This is a genomic window from Haloferax massiliensis, from assembly GCF_001368915.1.
Lineage (GTDB): Archaea > Halobacteriota > Halobacteria > Halobacteriales > Haloferacaceae > Haloferax > Haloferax massiliensis.
This window is the reverse complement of record NZ_CSTE01000003.1, coordinates 354,186-376,575: the sequence shown is the minus strand read 5'-3', so window position 1 is coordinate 376,575 and position 22,390 is coordinate 354,186. Positions and strand designations below refer to the sequence as shown.

The following is a 22,390-nucleotide window of genomic DNA, read 5'->3' as shown; positions in this document are numbered from 1 at the left end:
CGACCCCGCTCTGTCCCGCCTCGCGGGATAGTTTTATGCGCCGGAGCACCGTTGCACCGGTATGCAGTCATCGTTAGTCGTAGTCGACAGTGCGGACTCCAACGAGCGCCTCCTCGCCGAGGCGGGACAAATCGCGGCCGGCACGGACACGCCGCTCGTGCTCCTCACGCGCGTCACCGAGGACGAACTCGTCGAGAACGCCGAGACGTTGCAGGCGATGAGCGACGCCGCCAACACGTCGCTGGAGTCGAACTCCGCGCGGGAGGTCGCAAACCGGTTCGCGTCGCAGGCCGCCGACGAGGCGTTCGAATCGCTCGACGGGACCGTCGAGTACGACGCCGTCAGCGTCGTCGCCGAGGAGAGCGAGTTCGCCGAGGAGGTGATTCGCGTCGCCGACGAGCGCGGCTGTGACCACGTCTACGTCGCCGGGCGACAGCGCTCGCCGACCGGCAAGGCGCTGTTCGGCGACACCGCACAGCGCGTCGTCCTCAACTTCGACGGGCCGGTCACCATCCTGACCGAGTGACGGAGCGGCCGGAACCCCCCGAAACGACAGCTATTTGCGACCGCGACTCGTCACGTGTTATCACATGTATCAGCTGTCGGAGCAAGCGGAGCCTGTACCGTCGGGTTCGTCCCGAACCATCGACATCGGCTACATCGGCGGGGGGAGTCAGGGATGGGCGCACACGCTCATCAACGACCTCGCGCAGTGTCCTGACCTCGCGGGGCGCGTCACGCTGTACGACGTCGACTACGAGATGGCGTCGAAGAACGCCCTCCTCGGCAACCGCGTGATGGACCGCGAGGAGGCGGTCGGCGACTGGTCGTTCGAGGCGACCCGGAGCATGGACAAGGCGCTCGACGGGGCCGACTTCGTCATCTGCTCGATACAGGACCCGCCGGGCGAGACGTTCGTCCACGACATCGACGTGCCGCAGGAGTACGGTATCTATCAGACGGTCGCCGACACCGTCGGCCCCGGCGGAGCGATTCGCTCCCTGCGAGCGATTCCGCAGTACCGCGAAATCGCCGCGACGGTCCGCGAGCGCTGTCCGGACGCGTGGGTCATCAACTACACCAACCCGATGACGGTCTGCACGCGGACGCTCTACGAGGAGTACCCCGACATCAACGCCATCGGGCTCTGCCACGAGGTGTTCAAGACGCAGGAACTGTTCGCCGAGCTGGCGGAGCGCCACATCGACGAGGCCGAGGACGTCGCCCGCGACGAGGTTCGGGTGAACGTCAAGGGCGTCAATCACTTCACGTGGGTCGACGAGGCGCGGTGGCGCGACCGCGACGTGTTCCGGTACCTCGACGAGGAGCTCGACCGCCGAAAGCCGCTTTTCGACCGCGAGCCGGGCGACCTCGACGCCGAGTCCTACTGGGTGAACAACGACGAGGTCGCCTTCGACCTCTACGACCGCTTCGGCGTCCTCGGCGCGGCGGGCGACCGTCACCTCGTGGAGTTCGTCCCGTGGTATCTGAGCATCGACGACGCCGAGGAAGTCCAGCGCTACGGGATTCGGACCACGCCGAGTTCGGCCCGCGTCTCCGACGACGAGGGCCCCGACGAGATGGAGCGCTACCTCGAAGGCGACGCGGAGTTCGAGTTCCGCGAGTCGGGCGAGGAGGCGGTCGACATCATGCGGGCGCTCGCCGGCGAGGGGACGTTCGTCACGCACCTCAACTACCCCAACGAGGGGCAGGTCGACGGCCTCCCCGAGGGCGCGGTCGTCGAGACGAACGCGCTGCTCTCCGGCGACGACGTGACGCCCCTCTGTGCGGGCGGCCTGCCCGACGAGGTCGAGAGCATGGTCGAAACCCACGTCACGAATCAGGAGACGCTGGTGCGCGCGGGCTTCGAGGGCGACCTCGACCTCGCGTTTCAGGCGTTCCTCAACGAACCGCTCGTCACCGTCTCGCGCGACGAGGCACAGGAGCTGTTCGCGAAACTCGTCGAACTGGAGCGGGAGTACTTCTCCGACTACGACCTCAACGCGTCTGTCTTGCGGGCGTAAGCCGGCCCCCCCGCGAACGCGTCACTCCCCCCGCTTCCGGGGCCAGCTATTTATCTCGCCGTTCAGTCGGTACACGCGATGTCGAGCGCAACGAGTCGCGGCCTGAGCTTCGGCTGTCAAGTGGTCAGCTACGGAAACGTCGAGGAAACTATCGAGCGGGCGGTCCGAGCCGAGACGGCCGGGTTCGACGCAGTCTCCCTCCCGGACCACCTGTTTCATCCGACCGGTTCCGAGGAGTATCTGGTCGACCCGCCGTGGGAGGCGTTCTCCGTTCTCGGGGCGGTTGCCCAGCGCACCGAGGAGGTGACGCTGCTGCCCGGGGTCGCAGACTCGGTGCGCCGGCACCCGACCGAACTCGCGCACGTCACGGCCACGCTGGACCGGATGACGGACGGCCGCGCCGGTCTCGGCATCGGGGCCGGCGAGGCGTTCAACTTCGCGCCGATTGCGGACATCGACTGGGACGACCCCTACACCCGGTTCAGGGAGTGTGTCGCCGTCATCGACGGGCTGTGGAACTCGACGGCGGACGAGCCGTTTTCCTTCGCGGGCGACTACTTCGACCTCGACGACGCCCACATGGGGCTGAAGCCCGCACAGGAGCCGCGACCGCCGCTCTGGATAGGCGGCTACGGCGAGAGCATGCGCGGCCTGACGGGCGCGGTCGCGGACGGTTGGTTCCCGTGGATTTACTCGCCCGACGAGTACGCCGCGGACCTCGGGAAAGTCCTCGACGTGGCCGCGGACCGCGGCCGCGACCCAGACGCCATCGACCGCGCCGTCATGGTTCCGACGACGGTCTCCGACGACGGCGACGAGGCCCGCGCGGCCGGTATCGAGCGCAACCGCGTGAACCTCGCGCTCCGGCCGCCGCTCCTCGCCGCGATGGGCTACGAGGACATCGCGGAATCGACGCCCGTCATGTGGCAGATGGCGTTCGACGAGGAACAGGAGCGGCAACTGTCGGCGGCGGCCGAGCGCATCCCGGACGAGGCCGTCGACGAGGTCTGCGTCGCCGGCGACCCCGAGCGCGCCATCGAGCGCATCGAGGCGTTCCGCGACGCGGGCGTCGACAACCTCGTTCTCATCCCGGTCGGCGACTTCGAGGAGACGATGCGGCACTACGAAAACGAGATTATTCCGTACTTCGGCGAGCGGTAGCGCGGCGGGACGAATCGGCGTGTCGGTCGCCGACACCGGCTGATGCGGTCAGTCGGTCACTCCTGTGCGCCGTCGCCGACTCCTGTCTCATTTCGGGCGTCGTCGTCCGCTCCGCTCGCGTCGATTCGCGGCGCAACGCCGAACCGGTAGTAGGCCGTCCAGACGGCCGAGACGACGGCGACGATGGCCAACAGCGTCGGCGACCACTCCATGCCGAACTGCTGGGCCAGCCACATTCCCGAGAGCAGGACGCCGAGGACGAACACGAACACGGTCAGGTCGGCGGCTCGAAGGTTCATGCCCAGACGTTCGGAATCGACCGGGATAAACGTTCACACGCCGCAGCCGTCGACGCCGCGGCCGCCCCGCTCAGTCGCGGACCAGCCAGCCGACGGCGTTGCGGAGCAGTCGCCGGTAGTCGTCGTTCTCGAAGGCCTCGGCGGTGTGGCCGAGCGACGCGTAACAGACCCGGCCCGCGCCGTACTCTCTGACCCATGCGACCGGGTAGTCTGCGAGGTCGGGGTGATTCATGCGCGCGAGCACGGTCACGTCGTCGTCAACGTCGACTTGGTACGGTTCGTCGAACACCTCGAAGTCGCTGACGCCGTCGGTCACGTCGTGGTCCGCGACGATTTCGACGCCGAAGGTGGACTGCTCGGGATGGGTGAGGAAGTGGCCGCCGAGGAGGTCGCGGAAATCGGGAAACGGCTCGTCGCGTTTGTCGAGGCCGCCGTTTCCGTCGTGGACGTTCGTCAGGTCGGCGGCGCAGTGGAGACCGAGGTACGCCCCGCCGTCGCGGACGAAGCCGAGGAGGCCGTCCAACTGCTCGGGGGTCAGGGTGACGTCCGTCAGGTAGTCCACGACGAGGTCGTAGCCCGCGAGGTCGGCGAGGGCGTCCTTGTCGGTCGTCGCGGTCACCGCGGCGGCGTCGCCGATGGCGGACTCGATGTGCGGTCGCATCTCCTCGAAATCGTGGAACGAGAAGGTCGTCTCTCCGATGACTAACGCTGACGGCTGTTGCATGAACACCCGTTCACGACCCGCGCGAAAAGCCGTTTCGGTGCGACCAGCGTCCACTCGTTGAACCGACCGGGGCGACCGCTCACTCGAACTCGATGCGCCCGAAGAACTCGGGGGAGTGGTACGTCGGCTCCGGCAGTTCGATTCGGTTCCACGTCCCCTTCTGCGCGTCCGGGAGGCCGCTCCGGTAGAAGTTCCCGCGCCAGACCGTCTCCGAGTCGAGTTCGAGCGGGAGGCCGGTCAACGACCGGAGCGTCGAAACCGGGAGCCGCGCCGCGAGCCACCACGAGTCGTCGTCCGGGGACGCGGTCTTCGTGGGTCCGGGGACGGACGTCTCGACCTCGACGGCCGCCGCGTCGGCCGGCGCGACGAGGTCGCGGCCGACGTCGCGCTCTCGCCAGTCCGGCTCCTGCCACGCGAGTTTGAACGCGCCGCAACAGTTCGCCTCGAAGTTGAAGTACCGGCCCGACGAGCCGTCGTCTGGTGGTTCCGGCGTGGCGAAGCACTCGACGGAACTGTCCTCGAACGTCGGCCCGTTCAGCTCCGTCACGTCGGCGGTTATCTCGCCGTCCTCGACGTGGAACTGGAGGTAGAGCGCCTTCGTGTCGTACAGCGCCCTGACCGTCGTCTCCGGGCCGGGCTCGTCGCCCCACGCGTACTCGTCCAGCCGGGCGACGTTCGCCCGCTCCCACACCGTGCCGTCGACCGCGCCGGTCAGCGGGACCGCTCTGGCCGCGTCGATGCGGCTGACCTCGTAGGTTCGCATACGACTCACTCACTCGACCCGCCCGCAAGAGCGTTCCGCCCGCGGCCTTCCGCCTCGCCAATCTTTATTGGATGGTAGCGTCACACCCGGTCGTAGTGGTAGTCAATCAGCAGGCTCGACCAGCGAGTCGAGGGCAGCGAAGCGCGCTCGCGCTCATCGGCCTCTCGCGCGTCGCGTGCGGGTCGCTTTTCGGCACGGCGATGGCGCTCTACATCGGCGAACAGGGGTCGCCGTTCGCCGTGAGCCTCGCGTACGCGGCGTTCTCGTTCGGACTGTTCGTGTTCGCCCCTGTCTGGGGCGCAATCGCCGACATCACGGGTCGCCGGCGTGCGATACTCGTCGGGACCGCGCTCCTCTCGACGCTCGCCATCGTTCCGCTGACCGTGACCGCGTCGCTCCCGCTCCAAATCGCCTGTCGCGGACTGTTCGCGGTGTTCACCGCCGGATTCCAGTCGGTGATCCTCACCATCGTGAGCGAGTCGGGCGGCGACTCCGACCGCGGGCGCTCCATCGGCTTTTACAGCAGCGCCCGCTCCGCCGGAGCCATCAGCGGTCGGCTGTTCGTCGGCTATCTCGTCGGCCTGCTCGTGCCGACAGACCTCTACCTCGTCGTCGTCGGACTCGGCCTCGTGGCGACGCTCCTCACGCTCCGCATCAGCGACCCGACGCCGCCGTCGGAGGCGACGCTGACCGCGGGCCGACTCCTGCGGGAGGTCCGCGGTCGGCTCCTCCCCGGCGGCGCGCGGCGCGAACTGTTCGAGCGCACCGGACTCGGCTGGCTGTACGTCGGCATCGTCCTCCGGAACATGACCGAGAAGGGCTTTATCTCGGTCGTTCCGGTGTTCCTCGTCGCCGACGTGGGTCTCTCGAACGTCGTCATGGGTGCCGTCCTCGCGGTCAGTCCCGCGGTCCGTGTGGTCTCGATGTACGGCTTCGGTCGCCTGAGCGATACCATCGGCCGGAAGAAGCTCATCGTCGGCGGCCTCGCCGGCAGCGGCGTGCAGGCGCTCGTCGTCGTGCTCGCGCTCGTCCCCGACGGACAGTTGGCCCGCATCGGTATCAGCAGCACCGCCTTCGTCGTCCACGCGGTCACGTTCTCCATGCTCACCGTGGGCACCATCGCCTTCGTCGCCGACGTGGCCCCCGTCGACCGCGAATCCGAGCTAATGGGTCTCCGCTCGACCGCCCGCGGCCTCGGCGGCGTCCTCGGGCCGCTCGTCGTCGGCGTGCTCGCCACCCGGTTCGACTACGCGACGGCGTTCGTCTGCACCAGCGTCCTCGCGTTCGTCGCCGCCGGGCTGGTCGGGCGGACGCTCACCGAGAGCTTCTCGCCCGACTGAGGCCGCACGACCGCGCAACTGCGCGACCCCGCTCGCCGCTCGTAAACGCTTATCACACCGCCCGCTGACGTTCGAATCGATGACGCCTACAGTCACAGTCACTCCCTCGTCCGACGGTGAGCGCCGATGACCGAGACGCCGATTCGGGTCGGCATCGTCGGCTGTGCGAGCATGGGTCACTCTCACGCCGAAGCGCTCGCCGACATCGACGGCGCGACACTCGTCGGCTGTGCCGACCACACCGCCGAGACCGCCCGGTCGTTCGGCGAGACGCACGGCTGTCCGTCGTACACCGGCCACGCCGACCTGTTCGCCGACGCCGCGCTCGACGCCGTCTGCGTCTGCACACCCAACGGTGCCCACCGCGATATCGTCGTCGACGCCGCGGCGGACGGCATCGACGTGCTCTGCGAGAAGCCGCTGGAAATCACGCCCGACCGCGTGGCGGACATGGTCGACGCCTGCCGCGACGCCGGCGTCACCCTCGCGTGTATCCTCCAGCGGCGGCTGTTCCCCTCGATGCGGTTCGCCCGCGAGGCGGTCCGCGACGGTCGGCTCGGACGACTCGTGTTCGCCGACGTGCGGGTGAAGTGGCACCGCGACCGCTCGTACTACGACGACTCGTCGTGGCATGGGAGCGCCGACCTCGACGGCGGCGTCCTGTTCACGCAGGCGCTCCACGGTGTCGACCTGCTCCAGTGGGTCGCGGGCGACGTGTCACGGGTCGCCGGCACCGGCGACGCGCTGTCCCACGACATCGACGCACCCGATACGGCCGCTCTTTCCCTCCGATTCGAAGACGGCGCGGTCGGGCAGGTGTCGGCGACGACGGCGACGCGACCCCAACAGCCCATCAGTCTCGAATTCAACGGGACGGAGGGAACGCTCCGCGTCACCGAGACGGGCGTCGAACTGTTCGAAGTGAACGGGGAGACACAACCCGTCGACCTCCCCGACCCGTGCCCCGACGGGCCGCACGTCACACAGATACGCGACTTCGTCGCGGCCGTCTCCGAGGGGCGACCGCCGATGGTGCCGCCGGACGAGGCGAGGGCGGGGCTGGACATCGTTTTCGCCGCCGAGCGCTCGGACAGCCGCGGCGAGTGGGTGTCGGTGTCGTCGCTCGCCGGCCCCGGTGACGCGGACGACTGAGCGCGCTGACTCGCCCGACGACTCCCTCGCGCCCGCGCCCGTCAACAGCTATTTGGGCCTCTCCCGCGTCGCCCCGGTATGGAGCGCGTGACTCTCGGTATCATCGGTTGTGGAGCCATCAGCGACGTCTACTTCGAGGCGGGGAACCGCTTCGACGCCCTCGATATCGCCGCCTGCGCCGACCTCGACGCGGACCGCGCGGAGTCGAAAGCGGCCGAGTACGGTGTTCCCCGCGTCCTCTCGACCGAGGACCTGCTCGCCGACCCCGAAATCGACGTGGCGGTCGTGCTCACGCCGGCGGGCACCCACGGCGACCTCGTGTCGGCCGCGCTTCAGGCTGGCAAGCACGCCTACACGGAAAAGCCGCTCGCGGCGACCAAGGCCGAAGGCGAGGCGATTCTGGGGACCGCCGCCGAGCGCGGACTGACCGTCGGCGTCGCGCCCGACACCGTCCTCGGAACCGGCATCCAGACCTGCCGCGACCTCATCGACGAGAGCCGCATCGGCGACCCCGTCGGCGCGACGGCGTTCTGGTCGAACCACGGCCACGAACACTGGCACCCGGACCCCGACGGCTTCTACGCGGAAGGCGGCGGCCCGCTTTTCGACATGGGCCCGTACTATCTCACGTCGCTCGTGACGCTTCTCGGCCCGATTCAGTCGGTCGCCGGCACCGCGAACACGCCGTTCGCAGAGCGCGAGATAACGAGCGAACCGCGCCGCGGCGAGCGGATTCCGGTGTCGGTGCCGACCCACGAGACGGCCGTCGTGACCTTCGAGAACGGCGCGACGGGGACGCTCCTGACGAGTTTCGACGTGTGGGGGTCCGAACTGCCGGGGTTCGAGATTTACGGCACCGAGGGGACGCTGAGCGTCACCAACCCCAACCGGTTCGACGGGACGCCCCGCGTCCACCGCAGCGACGACGACGACGGCGAGTGGCGCGAGGTTCCCGTCGAGCGCGACCACCCCGGCCAACAGCGCGGCCTCGGCCTCGTCGACCTCGCGTACTCGCTCGATTCCGACTGGGACCACCGGACCAGCGGCGACCTCGGGTTCCACGTCCTCGAAGCGATGGACGGCATCCGCGAGTCCGCCGAAGAGGGCGCGTACGTCGAGCTCTCGGCGCAGTGCGAGCGCCCCCCGTCGGTCCCCGACGGCTTCCCGACTGACGTCGGTCCCGCGGACGACGCGGAGTGAACTTGAACTCGGGTGCGAAAACAGGTTTTAGTGCGGGTTTCGGTGCCGGTTCCGGCGCCTGAACGGCAGTCCGAACCGAGGTTTTTCAGTCGGCCGGTTGCTCCGCGTCGTCCGCGACGTCGATGTCGAGGTCGTCGCTGAGCGGTTCGCTGTTCCGGTAGTCGATTCTGTCGTGGGCGTCGAAGCAGGCCGCCTCGTGGCGGTCCGACGGGCCGCTCATGCCCGAGAGGTCCGGCGTGTTCGACGTACAGTACTCCCGCGCCTCGGGACACCGGGTGTGGAACCGACAGCCGCTCGGCGGGTTCTCCGGGTCCGGGATGTCGATTTTCCTGACCGGCGGCGTCTCGATGGGGTCGTTTATCTCCGAGAGACCGGAAGTCGCCCACAGGAGGCTCTTGGTGTACGGGTGCTGGGGGTTCTTGATAATCTCGTCCGCCGGGCCGATTTCGACGATGCGGCCGAGGTACATGACGGCGATGCGACCGTCGGCGCGCCCGGCGAGGTAGCGGGCGTTCGCCATGTTGTGCGAGATGAAGACGAACGAGGTGCTGAACATCTCCTGCAGTTCGAGGAGGAGGTCCATCAGGTTCACCCGCAGCGACACGTCGAGGGCGCTCACGGCCTCGTCGGCGAGGATGAGGTCCGGTTCGAGGAGCATCGAGCGGACGATGACGGTCCGCTGGGCCTCCCCGCCGCTCAGCTGGTGGGGGTACCGCGAGGCGTAGTCGTCCGCGGGGGTGAGGCCGACCGTATCGAGCATCTGGTGGACGAGCTCTCGTCGTTCGACGAGGTTGAGCTCCGGCCGCCACTTCTTCAGCGCCGGATTGAGGTTCTTGAATATCGTCCGGTTGGGGTCAAGCGAGTTCCCCGCGTCCTGATGGACCATCTGGAGCGACTTCCGAATCTCCTTGTACGGGATGTCGCCGGGTTCGAGGTCGGACTTCCAGATGTCCTGCCCGCGGAAGCTGACCGTCCCCGAGGTGGGCCGTTGGAGGCCGATCATGGCCTTCCCGAGCGTCGTCTTGCCACAGCCGGACTCGCCGACGAGCGCGACCACGTCGTTCTCGCCGATGTCGAGCGAGACGTCGTCGACGGCGCGGACGACGCCCTTGTCGTCGCCGAGGAAGCGGTCGAGGATGCCCTCGTTGCCGCCGAAGTGGACGCTCAGGTCGTCGACGCGGAGCAGGGGGTCGGTGCTCATTTCGAGACCTCCTTCTTGAGGGGAATCGTCTCGCGGGCCTCGTCCGTGTAGAAGCACGCGGCCCCGTGGTCGTCGGACACCTCCATGAGGTCAGGGTTCGTCGCCCGGCACTGCTCGTCGGCGAGTGGGCATCGGGTGTGGTACGAACAGCCCTTCGGGACGTTCAGCGGGTCCGGGCTCGTCCCCTCGATGGACGCCATCTCGTCGAGGTTGGCGTCGATGTCGGGTATCGAGTTGAGGAGCTCCCGCGTGTAGGGGTGGGCGGGGTCCATGACGATGTCTTCGACCGGGCCGAGTTCCAGCAGTTCGAAGGCGTACATCACCGCGAGGCGGTCGGAGATGCGCGCGACGTGGCTCAGGTCGTGCGTCACGATGACGATGGTGAGGTCGTACTCGGCTTTCAGCTCCGAGAGGAGCTTCAGAATCGACTGCTGCATCAGGAGGTCGAGCGCGGCGGTCGGCTCGTCCATCACGAGCACGTCGGGGTCGAGGATGAGGCTCAGCGCGATGAGCGCGCGCTGTTTCATCCCGCCCGAGAGCTCGTGGGGGTACGCGTCGAGGACGCGGTCGGGTTCGAGGTGCACGTCGGAGATGAGCTGTCGGGCGCGCTCCATCCCGTCCTGAATATCGTAGTCGTGCGCGCGGAGCGTCTCGACGAAGTGATCGCCGATACTGAGCGTCGGGTTAAAAGAGTCGAGCGCTCCCTGAACGACCATCGAGACCCGTTCCCAGCGGAACCGGCGAAGCTCCTCTTTGCTCAGGTCGTTGACCCTGATGGGCTCGCCGCCCTCCGGCGGGTTGAACACCACGTCGCCGGTGAGCGTCCCCGGCGAGTCGATGGCGTCGAGCATGGAGTCCGCCAGCATCGACTTGCCGGACCCGGACTCGCCGACGACGCCGAGCACCTCGCCGCGGCGGACGTTAATCGACACGTCGTCGAGGACCCGCGCGTCCCCCCGTTCCATCGCGAACGCGACGCTCGCGTTCGTTATCTCTAACACGTTGTGCTCGGCCGACGGCTCGTCTGGCATCTTCTGTTTGGTGTGTTGTGTCGCCATGGTCAGTCCCTCTCGTCGGTTCGTGCGCCGGGCGAGCGTCCCCGCCCGTTACGCGTGCGTATCGTCAACATGTGACCGTAGTAGGAAAATATCACGTTCAATCCTACTTAATACTTTCCGCCGGTGCAAGCGGGTTCGACCAATTTCGGCCACTTCGGACGGTTCAGCCAGCGATACCGGAAAACTATAAGTTCGCCCGCGATGTCCGTGCTGACATGGCGCAAGCACAAACGCGACAGAACGTACTGTGGACAGTTCGCTCCAAAATCGGCGGCATCACCTCGACGGTGATTCTCCTCGGCGCGCTGTTGATTCTCTTCGGTGCCGCCCTTCAGACCGGCGTCTGGGCGGGGATGTTCGGAATAATCGGTGGGTTACTGGTGTTCGTCGCCGTCGCGTTCCGGGTGCTCTTGTGGGCGTACCGACTGGTCTGATCACATCATGGTGAATCCGTAGTACACCCCGACGAGCAGGATAACGAGTATCACGAGGCCGAGCAGGTACCGCGTCGTATTTCCTTCTTTCTCCACTTTCATAGTTGAAGTCCGTTTGGTAGGTCGATAGCGCGTGTGTTAACCTTTTCCCCGGGGCGGCGTAGCACGGCCGCTCTCGGGTCGAGACAACGGAAAAAACAGCGACGCGAAACCGACCGACCGGGTCGTGCTAGTCAGTCCGCGGCGGACGCGGCACCGTCGCCGCCCTCCGAGCCACCGCGACCGCCCTCCATGTCGTCGGTCGAGACGGTGGCCGCGTGGCGGGCGCGAAGACGGGGGTTGAACAGTCGGTCCGTCCCCTGCGCGAACAGCTGGAGGCCGTACGTCATCGTGACGATGAACAGTATCGGCGCGAGCAGCCAGTGGAAGCGGTCCATCCCCGACAGTGCCCCGCCGGTGCGGGCGACGTTGAGGATGACGCCCCAGTTGCTCGTCGTGAACGGCAGCACGCCGATGAAGTACAGGCCGACGGACTCCATCAGGATGTTCCGCATCGACCCGACCGTTCCCATCGTCAGCATCGGCATGAGCCGGGACATGACGTTCTTCGAGAGGATGCTCGACGTGGGGAGTCCGAGCACCCGCGAGGCCTCGACGTGGGACTCACCGCGGATGGTGAGCACCTGCGAGCGGAGCTGTCGGGCCAACCGTGGCCAGTTGTCGATTGCCAGCACGAACCCGACGAACACCGGACTCTTCGGTTCGAGAATCACGGCGAGGACGATGACGAGCGCCAGCCCGGGGATGTTCATCATCACGTCGGTCACCGTCATGAGCACCTTGTCGATGACGCCGCCGAGGTAGCCGGACGTGACGCCGAAGAAGATGGCGAGTCCCAGCGTGAGCATGGCTCCCGACAGCATCATGATGAGCATCGGACGGGTCGCGAGCACCTGCTGTGCGAGGAGGTCGCGGCCGATGTCGTCGGTGCCGAGCGGGTAGGCCATGTTCTCCAGCGGTTGCAGGAGAATGTCTCCCTGGAACGGTTCGACGGGCCGGACGATGTACGGCCCGAACAGCCCGAGGAACCCGAAGATGCCGAGGATTATCGCACCGACCCGCGCTCGCGGCGAGGTCCAGATGATGCGGAACGGGGTCAGGAGGCTCTGGTCGATTCGCTCTCTGATGTACTCGCCGCGCGAGAAGTCGGAGCTATCGACGTCGAAGCTCATCGCGCCGCTGGACGAGATGCGGTTCCCTTCGATGCGGTCGTCGATGGTTTCGGTCTCGTCCGCGCCGCCGCCCCGCAGGCGGTTGACGAACCGCTGGAGCGTTTCGCGGTACGACCGCGAGTAGGACTCGCGCTGGGTGTGCCCGGCGCGGGGGTCGATGAAGCCGTAGGTGAAGTCGGCGATGAGCAGGCCGATAACGGTGACGAGGGTAAAGAGGATGACCGCCGCCATGACCGTCGTGTAGTCCCGCGCCATCGTGGCCTCGTAGAAGTAAAAGCCCATGCCGCGGTAGCGGAATATCTGCTCCATGATGACCGACCCGCCGAAGAGGCTGGCGAGACCGGCCATGAGACCCGTGTACATCGGGAGCATCGAGTTCCAGCCGATGTAGCGCAATTGAATCCTGCTGTCGGGCAGTCCCCTGAGTTCCGCCACGTCGACGTAGTCTTCGCCGATGATGCGGGTACAGTGCGCCCGGAATTCGAGGCCGCCCCACGAGGTCAGCGCGAACGACATGATGGGCAGCGCCGCGTGTCGCAGCACGCTGGCCATGAACTCGACGTTGAAGCCGGGCGTGAGCGCGTTGTCGTACCGCCCGCCGTTGGGGAAGAACTCGGTGCCGAACCCGAGCGTGAACAGCAACACGAGTCCGACGATGTAGTACGGGACCGCGTCGGAGAAGATGACGAAGTAGCTCCCCACGACGTCCCAACTGTCGCCCTCGTGGACGGCGAGGAAGCCGCCGATGAGGAACACCATGATGGTGCCGATGACGAGGGCGAAAAGGGAGACGAACATCGTCCACGGAATCGCCGGTCCGAGCACGTCCCAGACCGGCTGCGCGTAGAAGATAGACCGTCCGAAGTCAAATTGTGCGACCGATACGATGTATTCGACGTACGCCTGCAGCATCGGCTTGTCCGGATTGACGTTCGAGTACATCTCGACCATCTGGTTGAGGCGGGTCGTCGAAACCGCCCCTCCGGACCGCTGTCTGATCTGCGCGGCGATGTAGTCCATCGGCCCACCGGGTATGAGCCGAACCGTCGCGAACGAGAACGTAATCGCCGCCCAGACCGTTATCAGGGCCTGCGCTATCCGGCGCACGTAGTAATTTTTCTCGACCATCCTTGCTAGTTGTTAGCTCTCATGAGCGCACTTAATCATTATGAATAGGGCTACTTTCGACCGCACTCGACCGAACCGACCTCGCCGTCGTCGCGCCCGGAGGCGAGTATCTCGGCCTCCGGACGAGGAGTTCACCGCATGGCTGATACGTTCTGACTGACTCGGTGAGACGACGGGTTCTGGTTCAGAGGGCGGCGCTCTCGGCGCTTACTGTCCTCCGGCCGAGTGGAAGTACTCGGTTCCCATCTTGGCCATGTACTGACAGTACGAGTACTGGCCGATCTCGACGATTTCGTAGCGGTACGCGGGGTTCCGGTTGTTGTTCGGCGGCTTCGTCTCCCAGTTGTCGTGATTCAACCAGTAGCCGCCGGTGCCGCCCTCCTCGTTGATGAGCATCATCGGTAGGGACTGGTTGAATATCCACGAGACTTCGGCGACTTTCTGTCTGCGCTCTTCGTCCGACATCTGCGTCCGAAGCTCGTTGAGCTTGTCGATGACGTCGACCTCTTGGAGGTCGCCGCTCGGGTCGCCGATGGGGTACGGCACCTCGACCACGCGGTCCATCGCCCAGTTGTCGTTGGTCGGAAGCGGCTGTCCGGACAGCGACTCCTGAACTCTGAACGAGTTCGAGAAGCCGAGGAACGGCGGACCGGACTTCGCCCCGCCCCAGTTGTCGAACAGCAGCTCCCAGTCGCCTGACTCCAGCGTCTTCCCCGCGCGGATGGTCGCCTCCTGTGCGGTCACTTCGGTCTGGAGGCCGAAGTCGTCCAGGTAGGTCTTCGCGATTTGGGCGAACCGCAGGGCCATCGGCTCCTCGTCGGAGGTCGCCGTGTAGAACCGAAGGGTGACGTTCTCGCCGTTGGGGTCCTTCCAGCGGTTGCCCGGCTTCGTGAAGCCGGCGGCTTCGAGGAGTTCGGTCGCTCGCTGTTCGTCCACGTCGCTCTCCGTGTGTGCGTACCGTTCGAGACTCGCGAGGTCCCCGCTCGGCCAGTTGGAGTTCCCGCCGAACCACGGCACTTCCTTGTCCTGCCCGATGCCGGACGGAATGCGGTCTTCGACCCAGTAAGTGCCGTAGTCAGGAACCCACTCGACGAGCGGCTTCCGGGGGACGATGTGGTGAATCGCCTTCCGAACGCGCGGGTCGCCGGTGATGTCGCTCTGACAGTTGAGCAGGACGCCCATCGCCCCGCTGCGCATCTGCGGCGTGATCTGGTCCTCGGAGAGGCTGTCGGCCGGCCCCCAGCCGTTTTCTTTGAGTTGGTCTCGGGCGGACTGCGACTCCGGCGGGTAGCTCACGTCGATGACGCCCTCCTGCATCGCCTTGGTCCGCTGTTGTTGGTTCGGGTAGCGGTGCCAATCGAGGTTGTAGTCTATCATGTCGCCCGTGATTTCGCCGCTCGACCACTCGGCGTCGCTGAACGGGCTGACGTAGTCGTCGTAGGGCTCGAAGTGCGCGACGTTCTCCTCTCCGCTGACGAACTCCCAGACGGAGTTCCCCGGCACGTTCGCGTTGTCCCAGACGTCCTGCTGAATCGCCTGCATCATCTCCTGCTGGGCGGAGGTCCGCTCCGATTCGGTGGTGGCGTCGTCGAACATCTCGGCGTACTGTCCCCAGATGTCTCGGTGCGCCCAGAGCCACGCCCGGCGCTTCATGTGACCGAACTCGAATATCTCCCGGCTGATGCCGGGCTCGACGAGGTCGAAGGTGAGTTCGTACTTCCCGGTCTGCTCTACGTTCTCGTACAGGGGCTGTGCGCCGTAGCCCTTGTGGACGGTCTGCATCAGCTGACCGATTTTGAGCTGCGTCGTCACGTCCTCCGCCGTCAGGTCGTCGCCGTTGTGCCACGTGTAGGTGTCGCGGATGTTCCACGTGACCTGTCCGTTGTCGGCGTACTCCCAGTCCTTGACGACCATCCCCTTCGTCTTGTTCGACACCTTGTCGTGGACTGCCAACTGGTCGAACATCGCCCAGTACCACCGGAACGAGAAGTTCGCGGCGTTACCGTAGGGGTTGAACCGGGCGTTCGTCGGCGCGAGCGAGATGATGTGGTTGAGTGTCGTCCCCGACGACTGGCCGCTCGACTCGCCGTCGGTCGTCGTGCTTCCGCCGCCGCCGCCCTCGTTTTCGAGGGGCGTCGGCGTGTCCTCGTCTCCGCCCTGACTACACCCAGCCAGCGCGGCGGCGCCGGCCGTGGCACCGAACGCGTTTCGAAGCAGACGACGCCGCGTCTGCGACGACACGTCTTCCCATTCTCCGTCGCTGATCCACTTGTCGGACTCAGCGCTGCTTTGCGAATCCATCACACACTACCCATTATGACTATTCTATATACATCCATCGATAATGCTGATTGTATAATGACACGACACGGTAGCGCGGCCGCTCCCGGGACCTGCGGCGGCCGAACCGAAGGACGGTGGCCCCAAAGGACTATTATCGCGTTTCCCGAAACCGCCGGTAATGGGAACCTCAGAACGGTCGTACTTCAAATGTTGGATCTGCCGAAAGAAGATGCTCTGGACGAGCGTGCTCTCGTTCACCCTGCTTATCGTCGTGCTCGGCCTCCTCGCGATGACGGGCATCGAACGCGGGACGGCGTCGTACGTCGTCCTCATGATGGACTTCGCTCTCGCCGGCGTACTCCTCCTGACCGTCGGCGTCGTCTTCTGGCGCTGTGGCTACCTGAGTGACGCCCTCGACTGACCGGCCGTCGGTCCGCCCCGTTTTCGTTCTCGCCGCCGCCCTCGACTCGCATCACCTCCGTTCTTCGTAGTACGATGCCATTTTCGACCCCGAACACGCCGCAGTCTCTCGATTTCCGCGCCACAATCGCCTCCGAGACGGCCGTTTCTGTTCGCACAGGGGGAACTCACCCACAGCCGACGTCTGAACGTTCGCACCGAACCGGACTTCGGTCAGTGTCTCGTACGAGTGAATATCCCGTTTCGTGGCCTTTGTGCGCCGAATATGGGGAGAACAGCGAAATGTCTCCCACCGTGACGCCGCTACAAGCGTAATACTCACTCACTCGGTTTCAGGGCGACTCGACTGACGCGGGCGCTTGCTGAAGTCGGACGAAAGAGTGTCTCAGACGACCGTTTTCCGAAATCGCCCTCGCGTTCGCACACGGGGAACGACTCCGCTAATTCGCGGCGTCGACACGCACTTGTGACCCCGTCGCGTTCGTCGGACCGACACCGAATGACTGGCTTCGACTACGACGACTGGTTCGACGGCGTCCTCCGAGCGAGCGACAGCGGCGACAGTTCGGCCGCGTCTGCGGGCGAACCCGGCCGGGCGTTCGCGGCGTGGCAGGCGTCGTTCCGCGGCGAACTGCGCGACGTGCTCGGGTTTCCGACGATGCGTGACCGCACCGTCGAGGACATCGACCCGAGGCGACGGGAGCGCCCGGGAGCGACGGTTCAACGCCGGCGGTACCAGCGACAGACGTGGAGCGTCCGCACGGAACGGGGGTTCCGCGTCCCGTTCTACCTGCTCGTCCCCGACTCGGTGGACCCGCCGTATCCCGTCGTCGTCGCGCTGCACGGCCACTCCGAACACGGCAAAGACCTCGCCGCCGGCGTCGCCGACGACGAGGCGGCCCGCCGTCACATCGCCGACGACCGACGGGACATCGCGCGGCAGGCGGTCCGCCGTGGCTTCGCCGTCGTCGCTCCCGACATGCGCGCCTTCGGCGAACTACGTCCCGACGCGGCCGACGAACCGAACGCGTCCGACGCCGTCAGCGCGTGTGCGTACTGGCAGAAGCGCGCCCAACTCGTCGGCCGGTCGCTCGTCGGCGAGCGCGTCTGGGACGTGGGCCGCCTGGTCGACTTCGTCGCGGACCGTCCCGACCTCGACGCGGACCGACTGGCCGTCTGCGGCCACTCCGGCGGCGGGACCGTCGCGCTCCTCGCGGGCGCGCTCGATGAGCGAGTCGGGGCCGTCGTCGCCTGCGCGTCGGTCTGCCCGTTCGAGGACTCTATCGTCCCCATCGACCACTGTCTGTGCAACTACGTCCCCGGTCTCCGACGCCTCGGCGAGGTGTGGGACGTCGCCGGTCTCGTCGCCCCGCGGCCGCTCCGCGTCGTCGCGGGCGACGCCGACCCCATCTTCCCGATAGCCGGGGCGAGACGGGCGTTCGACCGCATTCGCGGGCGGTACTGCGCCGCGGACGCGGCAGGCGAATGTAGCCTGTTCGTCGGCGACGGCGGCCACCGCTTCTTCGAGGCCGGCGCGTGGCCCTTCCTGCGCGACCGACTCTGAGCCGACTCGCCGTACCCCTCCCCACGGGGACAGGCCGTGCTGCGTCGTGTTACCCCGGCACAACGTTTATCAATTCGCTCGCGGATGCTTGAGGCGTGACTCTCGAACAGCGGAACGTGCGTGACTACGGTACCGACGACGACGATTCGCTCGACACGGCGGCGATTCAGGCGGCGCTCGACGACTGCGCCGGCGAGGGCGGCGAGGTGTATCTCCCGCCGGGGACGTACCGAAGCGCCCCGCTCCGCGTCGGCGACGACACGACTCTCAGGCTGGCGAACGGCGCGGAACTCCGGTTCGTCGAGGACTTCACCGAGTTCCCGACGGTCGAGAGCCGATGGGAGGGGTGGGACCAAGACGGCTTCCACCCGTGTCTCCACGTGGCCGACGCCTCCAACGTCACCATCACCGGCGAGGGCGTCATCGACGGCGGCGGCTCCTACTGGTGGGAGTTCGTGTCGTTACCGCCCGAACAGTACCCCTCCGAACTCGCCGAGCGACTCGAAGAGATTCGGCGCGGCAACCAGCAGGACGAGGTGAGCACGTTCACGGTGCGCCCGCCGCTGCTCCAGATAGACGGCTGTGAGAACGTGACCGTCTCCGGCGTGACGCTTCGGAACTCCCCGTTTTGGAACACGCACGTCGTCTACTCCGAGGACGTGACGATTCACGACGTATCGATTCAGAACCCGCCGGACGCCCCGAACGGCGACGGCATCGACATCGACTCCTCGCGGTTCGTCAGGGTCAGCGACACCCACATCGACGCCGGCGACGACGCCATCTGCCTGAAGTCCGGCAAGGACGAGGAGGGCCGCGAGGTCGGTCGCCCGACCGAGAACGTCGTCGTGACGAACTGCACGGTCGAACACGGCCACGGCGGCGTCGTCATCGGGAGCGAGACGGCCGGCGACGTGCGACACGTCACCGTCACGAACTGCACCTTCACCGACACCGACCGCGGCATCCGCATCAAGTCCAAGCGCGGCCGCGGCGGGACGGTCGAGGACCTCCGGTTCGACACCATCGTCATGCGCCGCGTCGCCTGCCCGTTCGTCATCAACGGCTACTACCAGACGGACATCGACAGCGACCCCGAGCCCGTCACCGAGGCGACGCCGAACGTCCGCAACGTCGACTTCCACCACATCACCGCCGAGGAGGTCGAGTCGGCGGCGTTCCTCGCGGGCCTTCCCGAACGGCGCTTCGAGAGCATCTCCTTTACCGACGTGGACATCGACGCGACCCGCCCGTTCGACGCCTCGGACCTCTCGCCGGCGATGGCGAAGGGCTACGACCAGCGACACGGCGTCTTCTGTAAGTCGCTCGGCAGCGTCTCGTTCAACGACGTTCGCGTGACGGTCCCCGACGGGGGCGGAACCCCGCTGACCGCGGAAGCGAGTTCGACCGTGGTTCTCGACGGCTTCGAAGCCCAGTCCGACGAGGGGCCGGCAGTCGAGGCGGACGGCGTCGAACACCTCCGAATCGGCGGCTGCGTCGCCCCCGAGGACGGCGAACCGTTCGCTCACGTCCGCGACGAGGGCGACGGCGAGTCTTCGGTGCTCCTCGCCGGCAACTACGGCGACATGGCCGAAGCCGTCGTCCCGGTGCAGCCGGAACCGGTCGAGCGGTAGGCGACGCCCGACGCACTCGATTTTTCGAAAAAGACGCTTCCGCGCTTCAGTCCCGGAGCGACGGCGCGGCGAACTGGCCGTCTTCGAACGCAATCGCCGAGGGCTCCTCGACCACGCGCAGGTCGTCGCGGTCGCGGGCCTCCTCGACCAGCGCCGGCGAGGCGTACAGCCGGTGGAGGTGCATGGTGTCGGCCGCGCGGACGACCCGGACCGTGTCGAGGTCGACGACGCCGATGGTCGACAGCGCCGCGACCACGCCCGCGCGGTCGGTCTCGACGACGGGCGGGAGCTTCACGCCGCGGATGGTGCTCGCGGTGAGCGCGTTGATGAGCGTCGTCCCCGCGTCCAACTCGGCGACGATGTCCTCGTGAATCACGTCCGCCGACCCGACGCCCATCGCGTTGCCGTGGGTCTTGTCGGTCAGTCCGCGGGTGTAGATGCGCTTGACGTTCGGCTTCTCGGGGGCGGGCTCGTTGATGGAGAACGGCCGGCGGCCGATGACGTTCGTGTCCATCCCCTGCCCGCTAATCTCCTTGCCCTGTCGGTCGAACACGACCAAATCGAGCTCCTCGAACGGGAGCTTCGGCATCAGTTCGTACGCGGTTTCGAGCAGTTCGCGCTCGCGGTCGAGGAAGCCCGACGGGGGGACGCCCTCGACCAGCGTGGTGTCGTCGTGCTGGTCTTCCACGATGGCGACGCCGCCCACGATGGGAAGCGAGTCCAAGAGTTGCTCGGTTATCTCGGGAATCATCCGCCGGAACGACCAGTCGACCGCCCACTTGTGGGCGATCTGCGCGCCGCGCTGTTTGCCCATGCCGATGACGAGCATCTTCGACAGCCCGCTTTCGACCTCGCCGTCGAAGTCGGTGTGGGGCTTGACGCGGTTGATGGGGACGATGGCGTCCGCGCCCGCCGCGTTGGCGTCGGCGACGACGGGCACGTCGCGGTCCGGCGTGCGCCCGACCTCCACGACCTCCATGCTGGACCGAATCTCACAGCCGATTCGTGCTTCGGTGACGCCGAGTTCGTTCAGCATCTCCCGCTGTCCCTCGCCGGTCGCGCCGCCGTGGCTCCCCATCGCGGGGAAGACGAACGGCTCGTAGCCCGCCTCGGAGACGGCGTCGACGACGCCCGCGACGATTTCGGGTATGTTCGCGATACCGCGGCTCCCGACCCCGAGTGCGACCTCGCCGCCGTCGGGAACGTCCGCGAACGACAGCGCGGCGACGGCGCTCGCGGCCGCCTCCGGGACCTCGGCTTCCGGAATCGGCTCCGTCTCCCAGAGCTGTTCGATGACGCCTAACTCGGGGAGCGGGGGGTTTCCGCACGCTTCGAGGATAACGTCCTCCGGCACGGAGAGCCAGTCTGTGGGGTTCTCGTCGCCATCTGTGTGCATGCGCCACTCGACGGCCGAGTTCGACATAAAACTGTTCGTCGGGGGGCTTTTCTACGCGTTGAGGTCGTCGAGAACGACGCGGCGGCCCTCCTCGGAGGACCGATAGCTCGCCTCGGTGAGTTGGACGCCGCGCGCTCCGGCGGTGAAGTCCCACGGGAACGGCTCGTCGGCGACGACGTGGCGGATGAACTTCTCCCACTGGAGCTTGAACGCGTTCTCGAACACCCGGTTGTTCGGGACGCCCGTCCAGTCCTCGTAGAAGTCGTGTTCCTTCGGCGTGTCCGGGTTCCACTCCGGTTTCGGCGTGTTCGCGTGGCCCTGCGTCTTGCAGTCGCGCAGGCCGGCGACCGCGCTGCCGTCGGTCCCGTCGACCTGAATTTCGAGGAGGTCGTCGCGGTTGACGCGGACGGTCCACGAGGAGTTGAGCTGGGCGACGATGTCGTCTTCCAGTTCCATGATGGCGTAGGCGGCGTCGTCGGCGGTCGCCTCGTACGGCTCGCCGTCCTCGTCGATTCGCTCGTCGATGTGGGTCTTCTGGAGACAGCGGACGGACTCCACCTCGCCGAAGAGGTTCTCCAGCACGTAGCTCCAGTGGGAGAACATGTCGTCGACGATGCCGCCGCCGTCCTCGGCCCGGTAGTTCCACGAGGGGCGCTGTGCCTCCTGTCCGTGCCCGGTGAACACCCAGTAGCCGAACTCGACGCGCACGGAGAGGATATCGCCGAAGAAGTCCTGTTCGATGAGCCGCTGGAGCTTCAACAGCCCCGGGAGCCAGAGTTTGTCCTGCACGATGCCGTGTTTCACGTCGCTGTCTTCGGCCATCCCGGCCACGTCGAGCGCGGCGCTGAGGTCGCTCGCCAGCGGTTTCTCGCAGTAGACGTGCTTTCCGGCGTCGATGGCCTTCATGACGCTGTCCGGCCGGCGGGGAGTAATCTGCGAGTCGAAGTACACCTCGTCGTCGCCGTCGAGACACGTTTCGAGGTCGGGGTCGACGGTCCAGCGGTCGATGCCGTGTTCCTCGCTCAGTTCGCGGAGTTTGCGTTCGTTGCGGCCGACGAGAATCGGGTCCGGCATCACCCGTTCCCCGCTGGGAAGTTCCACGCCGCCCTCCTCGCGCAGCGCGACGATAGAGCGGATGAGATGCTGATTCGTTCCCATCCGGCCGGTCACGCCGTTCATAATGATACCTAGCTCTTGCATGGGCTGACTCGTTGCACCAACCTGATTGTCGGAGCGTAATAACCTTTTGCATGAATCGGGTTCCCAATGGACGGCGATTCGCGCGCTCGAACGGCTCTTCGTCGTGAATCTGACTCATCGCACCCCGCGTGAGAGCGGGTCCCCGCCCGCGCCGCGAGCGATTCGCATACCGATTCG

The 22,390-nt window shown here is 66.6% G+C and carries 19 protein-coding genes; 10 read left to right on the top strand and 9 right to left on the bottom strand.

What is annotated here, in order from left to right:
- Positions 1 to 61: 61 nt before the first annotated feature.
- The 3 genes from BN996_RS15220 (at position 62) to BN996_RS15210 (ending at position 3,185) form a co-directional block, all read left to right on the top strand.
- Complete coding sequence (locus tag BN996_RS15220) at positions 62 to 526, top strand: universal stress protein (protein WP_042665194.1); 465 nt, start codon at positions 62 to 64, stop codon at positions 524 to 526.
- A gap of 64 nt (positions 527 to 590) precedes the next feature.
- On the top strand, positions 591 to 2,024 hold the full coding sequence (locus tag BN996_RS15215; protein WP_089780484.1) for a family 4 glycosyl hydrolase: 1,434 nt from the start codon (positions 591 to 593) through the stop codon (positions 2,022 to 2,024).
- Positions 2,025 to 2,102: 78 nt separating this feature from the next.
- Positions 2,103 to 3,185: an LLM class flavin-dependent oxidoreductase gene (locus BN996_RS15210; protein ID WP_089780482.1), complete on the top strand. Its 1,083-nt coding sequence runs from the start codon at positions 2,103 to 2,105 to the stop codon at positions 3,183 to 3,185.
- 56 nt (positions 3,186 to 3,241) lie between these two features.
- Here BN996_RS15210 and BN996_RS15205 read toward each other — a convergent pair whose 3' ends face one another.
- From BN996_RS15205 to BN996_RS15195, 3 genes are all read right to left on the bottom strand, one after another.
- Positions 3,242 to 3,484, bottom strand: coding sequence for a DUF8074 family membrane protein (locus BN996_RS15205; protein ID WP_089780480.1), 243 nt, complete (start codon positions 3,482 to 3,484; stop codon positions 3,242 to 3,244).
- Positions 3,485 to 3,554: 70 nt separating this feature from the next.
- Positions 3,555 to 4,208, bottom strand: coding sequence for a ThuA domain-containing protein (locus BN996_RS15200; protein WP_089780478.1), 654 nt, complete (start codon positions 4,206 to 4,208; stop codon positions 3,555 to 3,557).
- Between the two features lie 79 nt (positions 4,209 to 4,287).
- Entirely contained in the window at positions 4,288 to 4,971 is a 684-nt protein-coding gene (locus BN996_RS15195) for a carbohydrate-binding family 9-like protein (protein WP_089780476.1), read from the bottom strand.
- A 155-nt stretch (positions 4,972 to 5,126) separates the two neighbouring features.
- On the opposite strand from BN996_RS15195, the gene BN996_RS15190 reads away from it, so the two are divergent.
- The 3 genes from BN996_RS15190 to BN996_RS15180 all read left to right on the top strand — a co-directional run bounded on the left by BN996_RS15190 (position 5,127) and on the right by BN996_RS15180 (position 8,663).
- Positions 5,127 to 6,311 (top strand): MFS transporter, encoded by a 1,185-nt coding sequence (locus BN996_RS15190; RefSeq protein WP_320055251.1) that lies wholly within the window; start codon positions 5,127 to 5,129, stop codon positions 6,309 to 6,311.
- Positions 6,312 to 6,437: 126 nt separating this feature from the next.
- The gene (locus tag BN996_RS15185) at positions 6,438 to 7,463 is read left to right on the top strand and encodes a Gfo/Idh/MocA family protein (RefSeq protein WP_089780471.1); all 1,026 of its coding nucleotides are present in this window, start codon (positions 6,438 to 6,440) and stop codon (positions 7,461 to 7,463) included.
- Between the two features lie 78 nt (positions 7,464 to 7,541).
- A complete protein-coding gene (locus tag BN996_RS15180; RefSeq protein WP_089780470.1) occupies positions 7,542 to 8,663 on the top strand; it encodes a Gfo/Idh/MocA family protein in 1,122 nt (373 codons plus the stop codon).
- An 85-nt stretch (positions 8,664 to 8,748) separates the two neighbouring features.
- Here the strand turns inward: BN996_RS15180 and BN996_RS15175 are convergent, their stop codons facing one another.
- The gene (locus tag BN996_RS15175; RefSeq protein ID WP_089780468.1) at positions 8,749 to 9,864 is read right to left on the bottom strand and encodes an ABC transporter ATP-binding protein; all 1,116 of its coding nucleotides are present in this window, start codon (positions 9,862 to 9,864) and stop codon (positions 8,749 to 8,751) included.
- Positions 9,861 to 10,922, bottom strand: a complete 1,062-nt coding sequence (locus BN996_RS15170) for an ABC transporter ATP-binding protein (protein ID WP_089780466.1) — start codon at positions 10,920 to 10,922, stop codon at positions 9,861 to 9,863. Before BN996_RS15170 ends, BN996_RS15175 begins: the two co-directional genes overlap by 4 nt.
- A 215-nt stretch (positions 10,923 to 11,137) precedes the next feature.
- Between BN996_RS15170 and BN996_RS15165 the strand changes: the two genes are divergently transcribed.
- A complete protein-coding gene (locus tag BN996_RS15165) occupies positions 11,138 to 11,356 on the top strand; it encodes a hypothetical protein (RefSeq protein ID WP_089780464.1) in 219 nt (72 codons plus the stop codon).
- Between the two features lie 233 nt (positions 11,357 to 11,589).
- Here the strand turns inward: BN996_RS15165 and BN996_RS15160 are convergent, their stop codons facing one another.
- Both BN996_RS15160 and BN996_RS15155 read right to left on the bottom strand, forming a co-directional pair.
- Entirely contained in the window at positions 11,590 to 13,716 is a 2,127-nt protein-coding gene (locus BN996_RS15160) for an ABC transporter permease subunit (protein WP_089780462.1), read from the bottom strand.
- A gap of 207 nt (positions 13,717 to 13,923) precedes the next feature.
- Complete coding sequence (locus tag BN996_RS15155) at positions 13,924 to 16,017, bottom strand: ABC transporter substrate-binding protein (RefSeq protein ID WP_089780460.1); 2,094 nt, start codon at positions 16,015 to 16,017, stop codon at positions 13,924 to 13,926.
- A 160-nt stretch (positions 16,018 to 16,177) separates the two neighbouring features.
- On the opposite strand from BN996_RS15155, the gene BN996_RS15150 reads away from it, so the two are divergent.
- From BN996_RS15150 to BN996_RS15140, 3 genes are all read left to right on the top strand, one after another.
- The gene (locus tag BN996_RS15150; RefSeq protein WP_226908766.1) at positions 16,178 to 16,420 is read left to right on the top strand and encodes a hypothetical protein; all 243 of its coding nucleotides are present in this window, start codon (positions 16,178 to 16,180) and stop codon (positions 16,418 to 16,420) included.
- Between the two features lie 498 nt (positions 16,421 to 16,918).
- A complete protein-coding gene (locus BN996_RS15145) occupies positions 16,919 to 17,983 on the top strand; it encodes an alpha/beta hydrolase family protein (protein WP_089780550.1) in 1,065 nt (354 codons plus the stop codon).
- A 95-nt stretch (positions 17,984 to 18,078) separates the two neighbouring features.
- A complete protein-coding gene (locus BN996_RS15140) occupies positions 18,079 to 19,617 on the top strand; it encodes a glycoside hydrolase family 28 protein (RefSeq protein WP_089780452.1) in 1,539 nt (512 codons plus the stop codon).
- A 46-nt stretch (positions 19,618 to 19,663) separates the two neighbouring features.
- Here BN996_RS15140 and BN996_RS15135 read toward each other — a convergent pair whose 3' ends face one another.
- Both BN996_RS15135 and BN996_RS15130 read right to left on the bottom strand, forming a co-directional pair.
- A complete protein-coding gene (locus BN996_RS15135) occupies positions 19,664 to 21,040 on the bottom strand; it encodes a nickel pincer cofactor-dependent isomerase, group 22 (protein ID WP_089780451.1) in 1,377 nt (458 codons plus the stop codon).
- Positions 21,041 to 21,064: 24 nt separating this feature from the next.
- Positions 21,065 to 22,213 (bottom strand): Gfo/Idh/MocA family protein, encoded by a 1,149-nt coding sequence (locus BN996_RS15130; RefSeq protein ID WP_089780450.1) that lies wholly within the window; start codon positions 22,211 to 22,213, stop codon positions 21,065 to 21,067.
- Positions 22,214 to 22,390 lie beyond the last annotated feature (177 nt).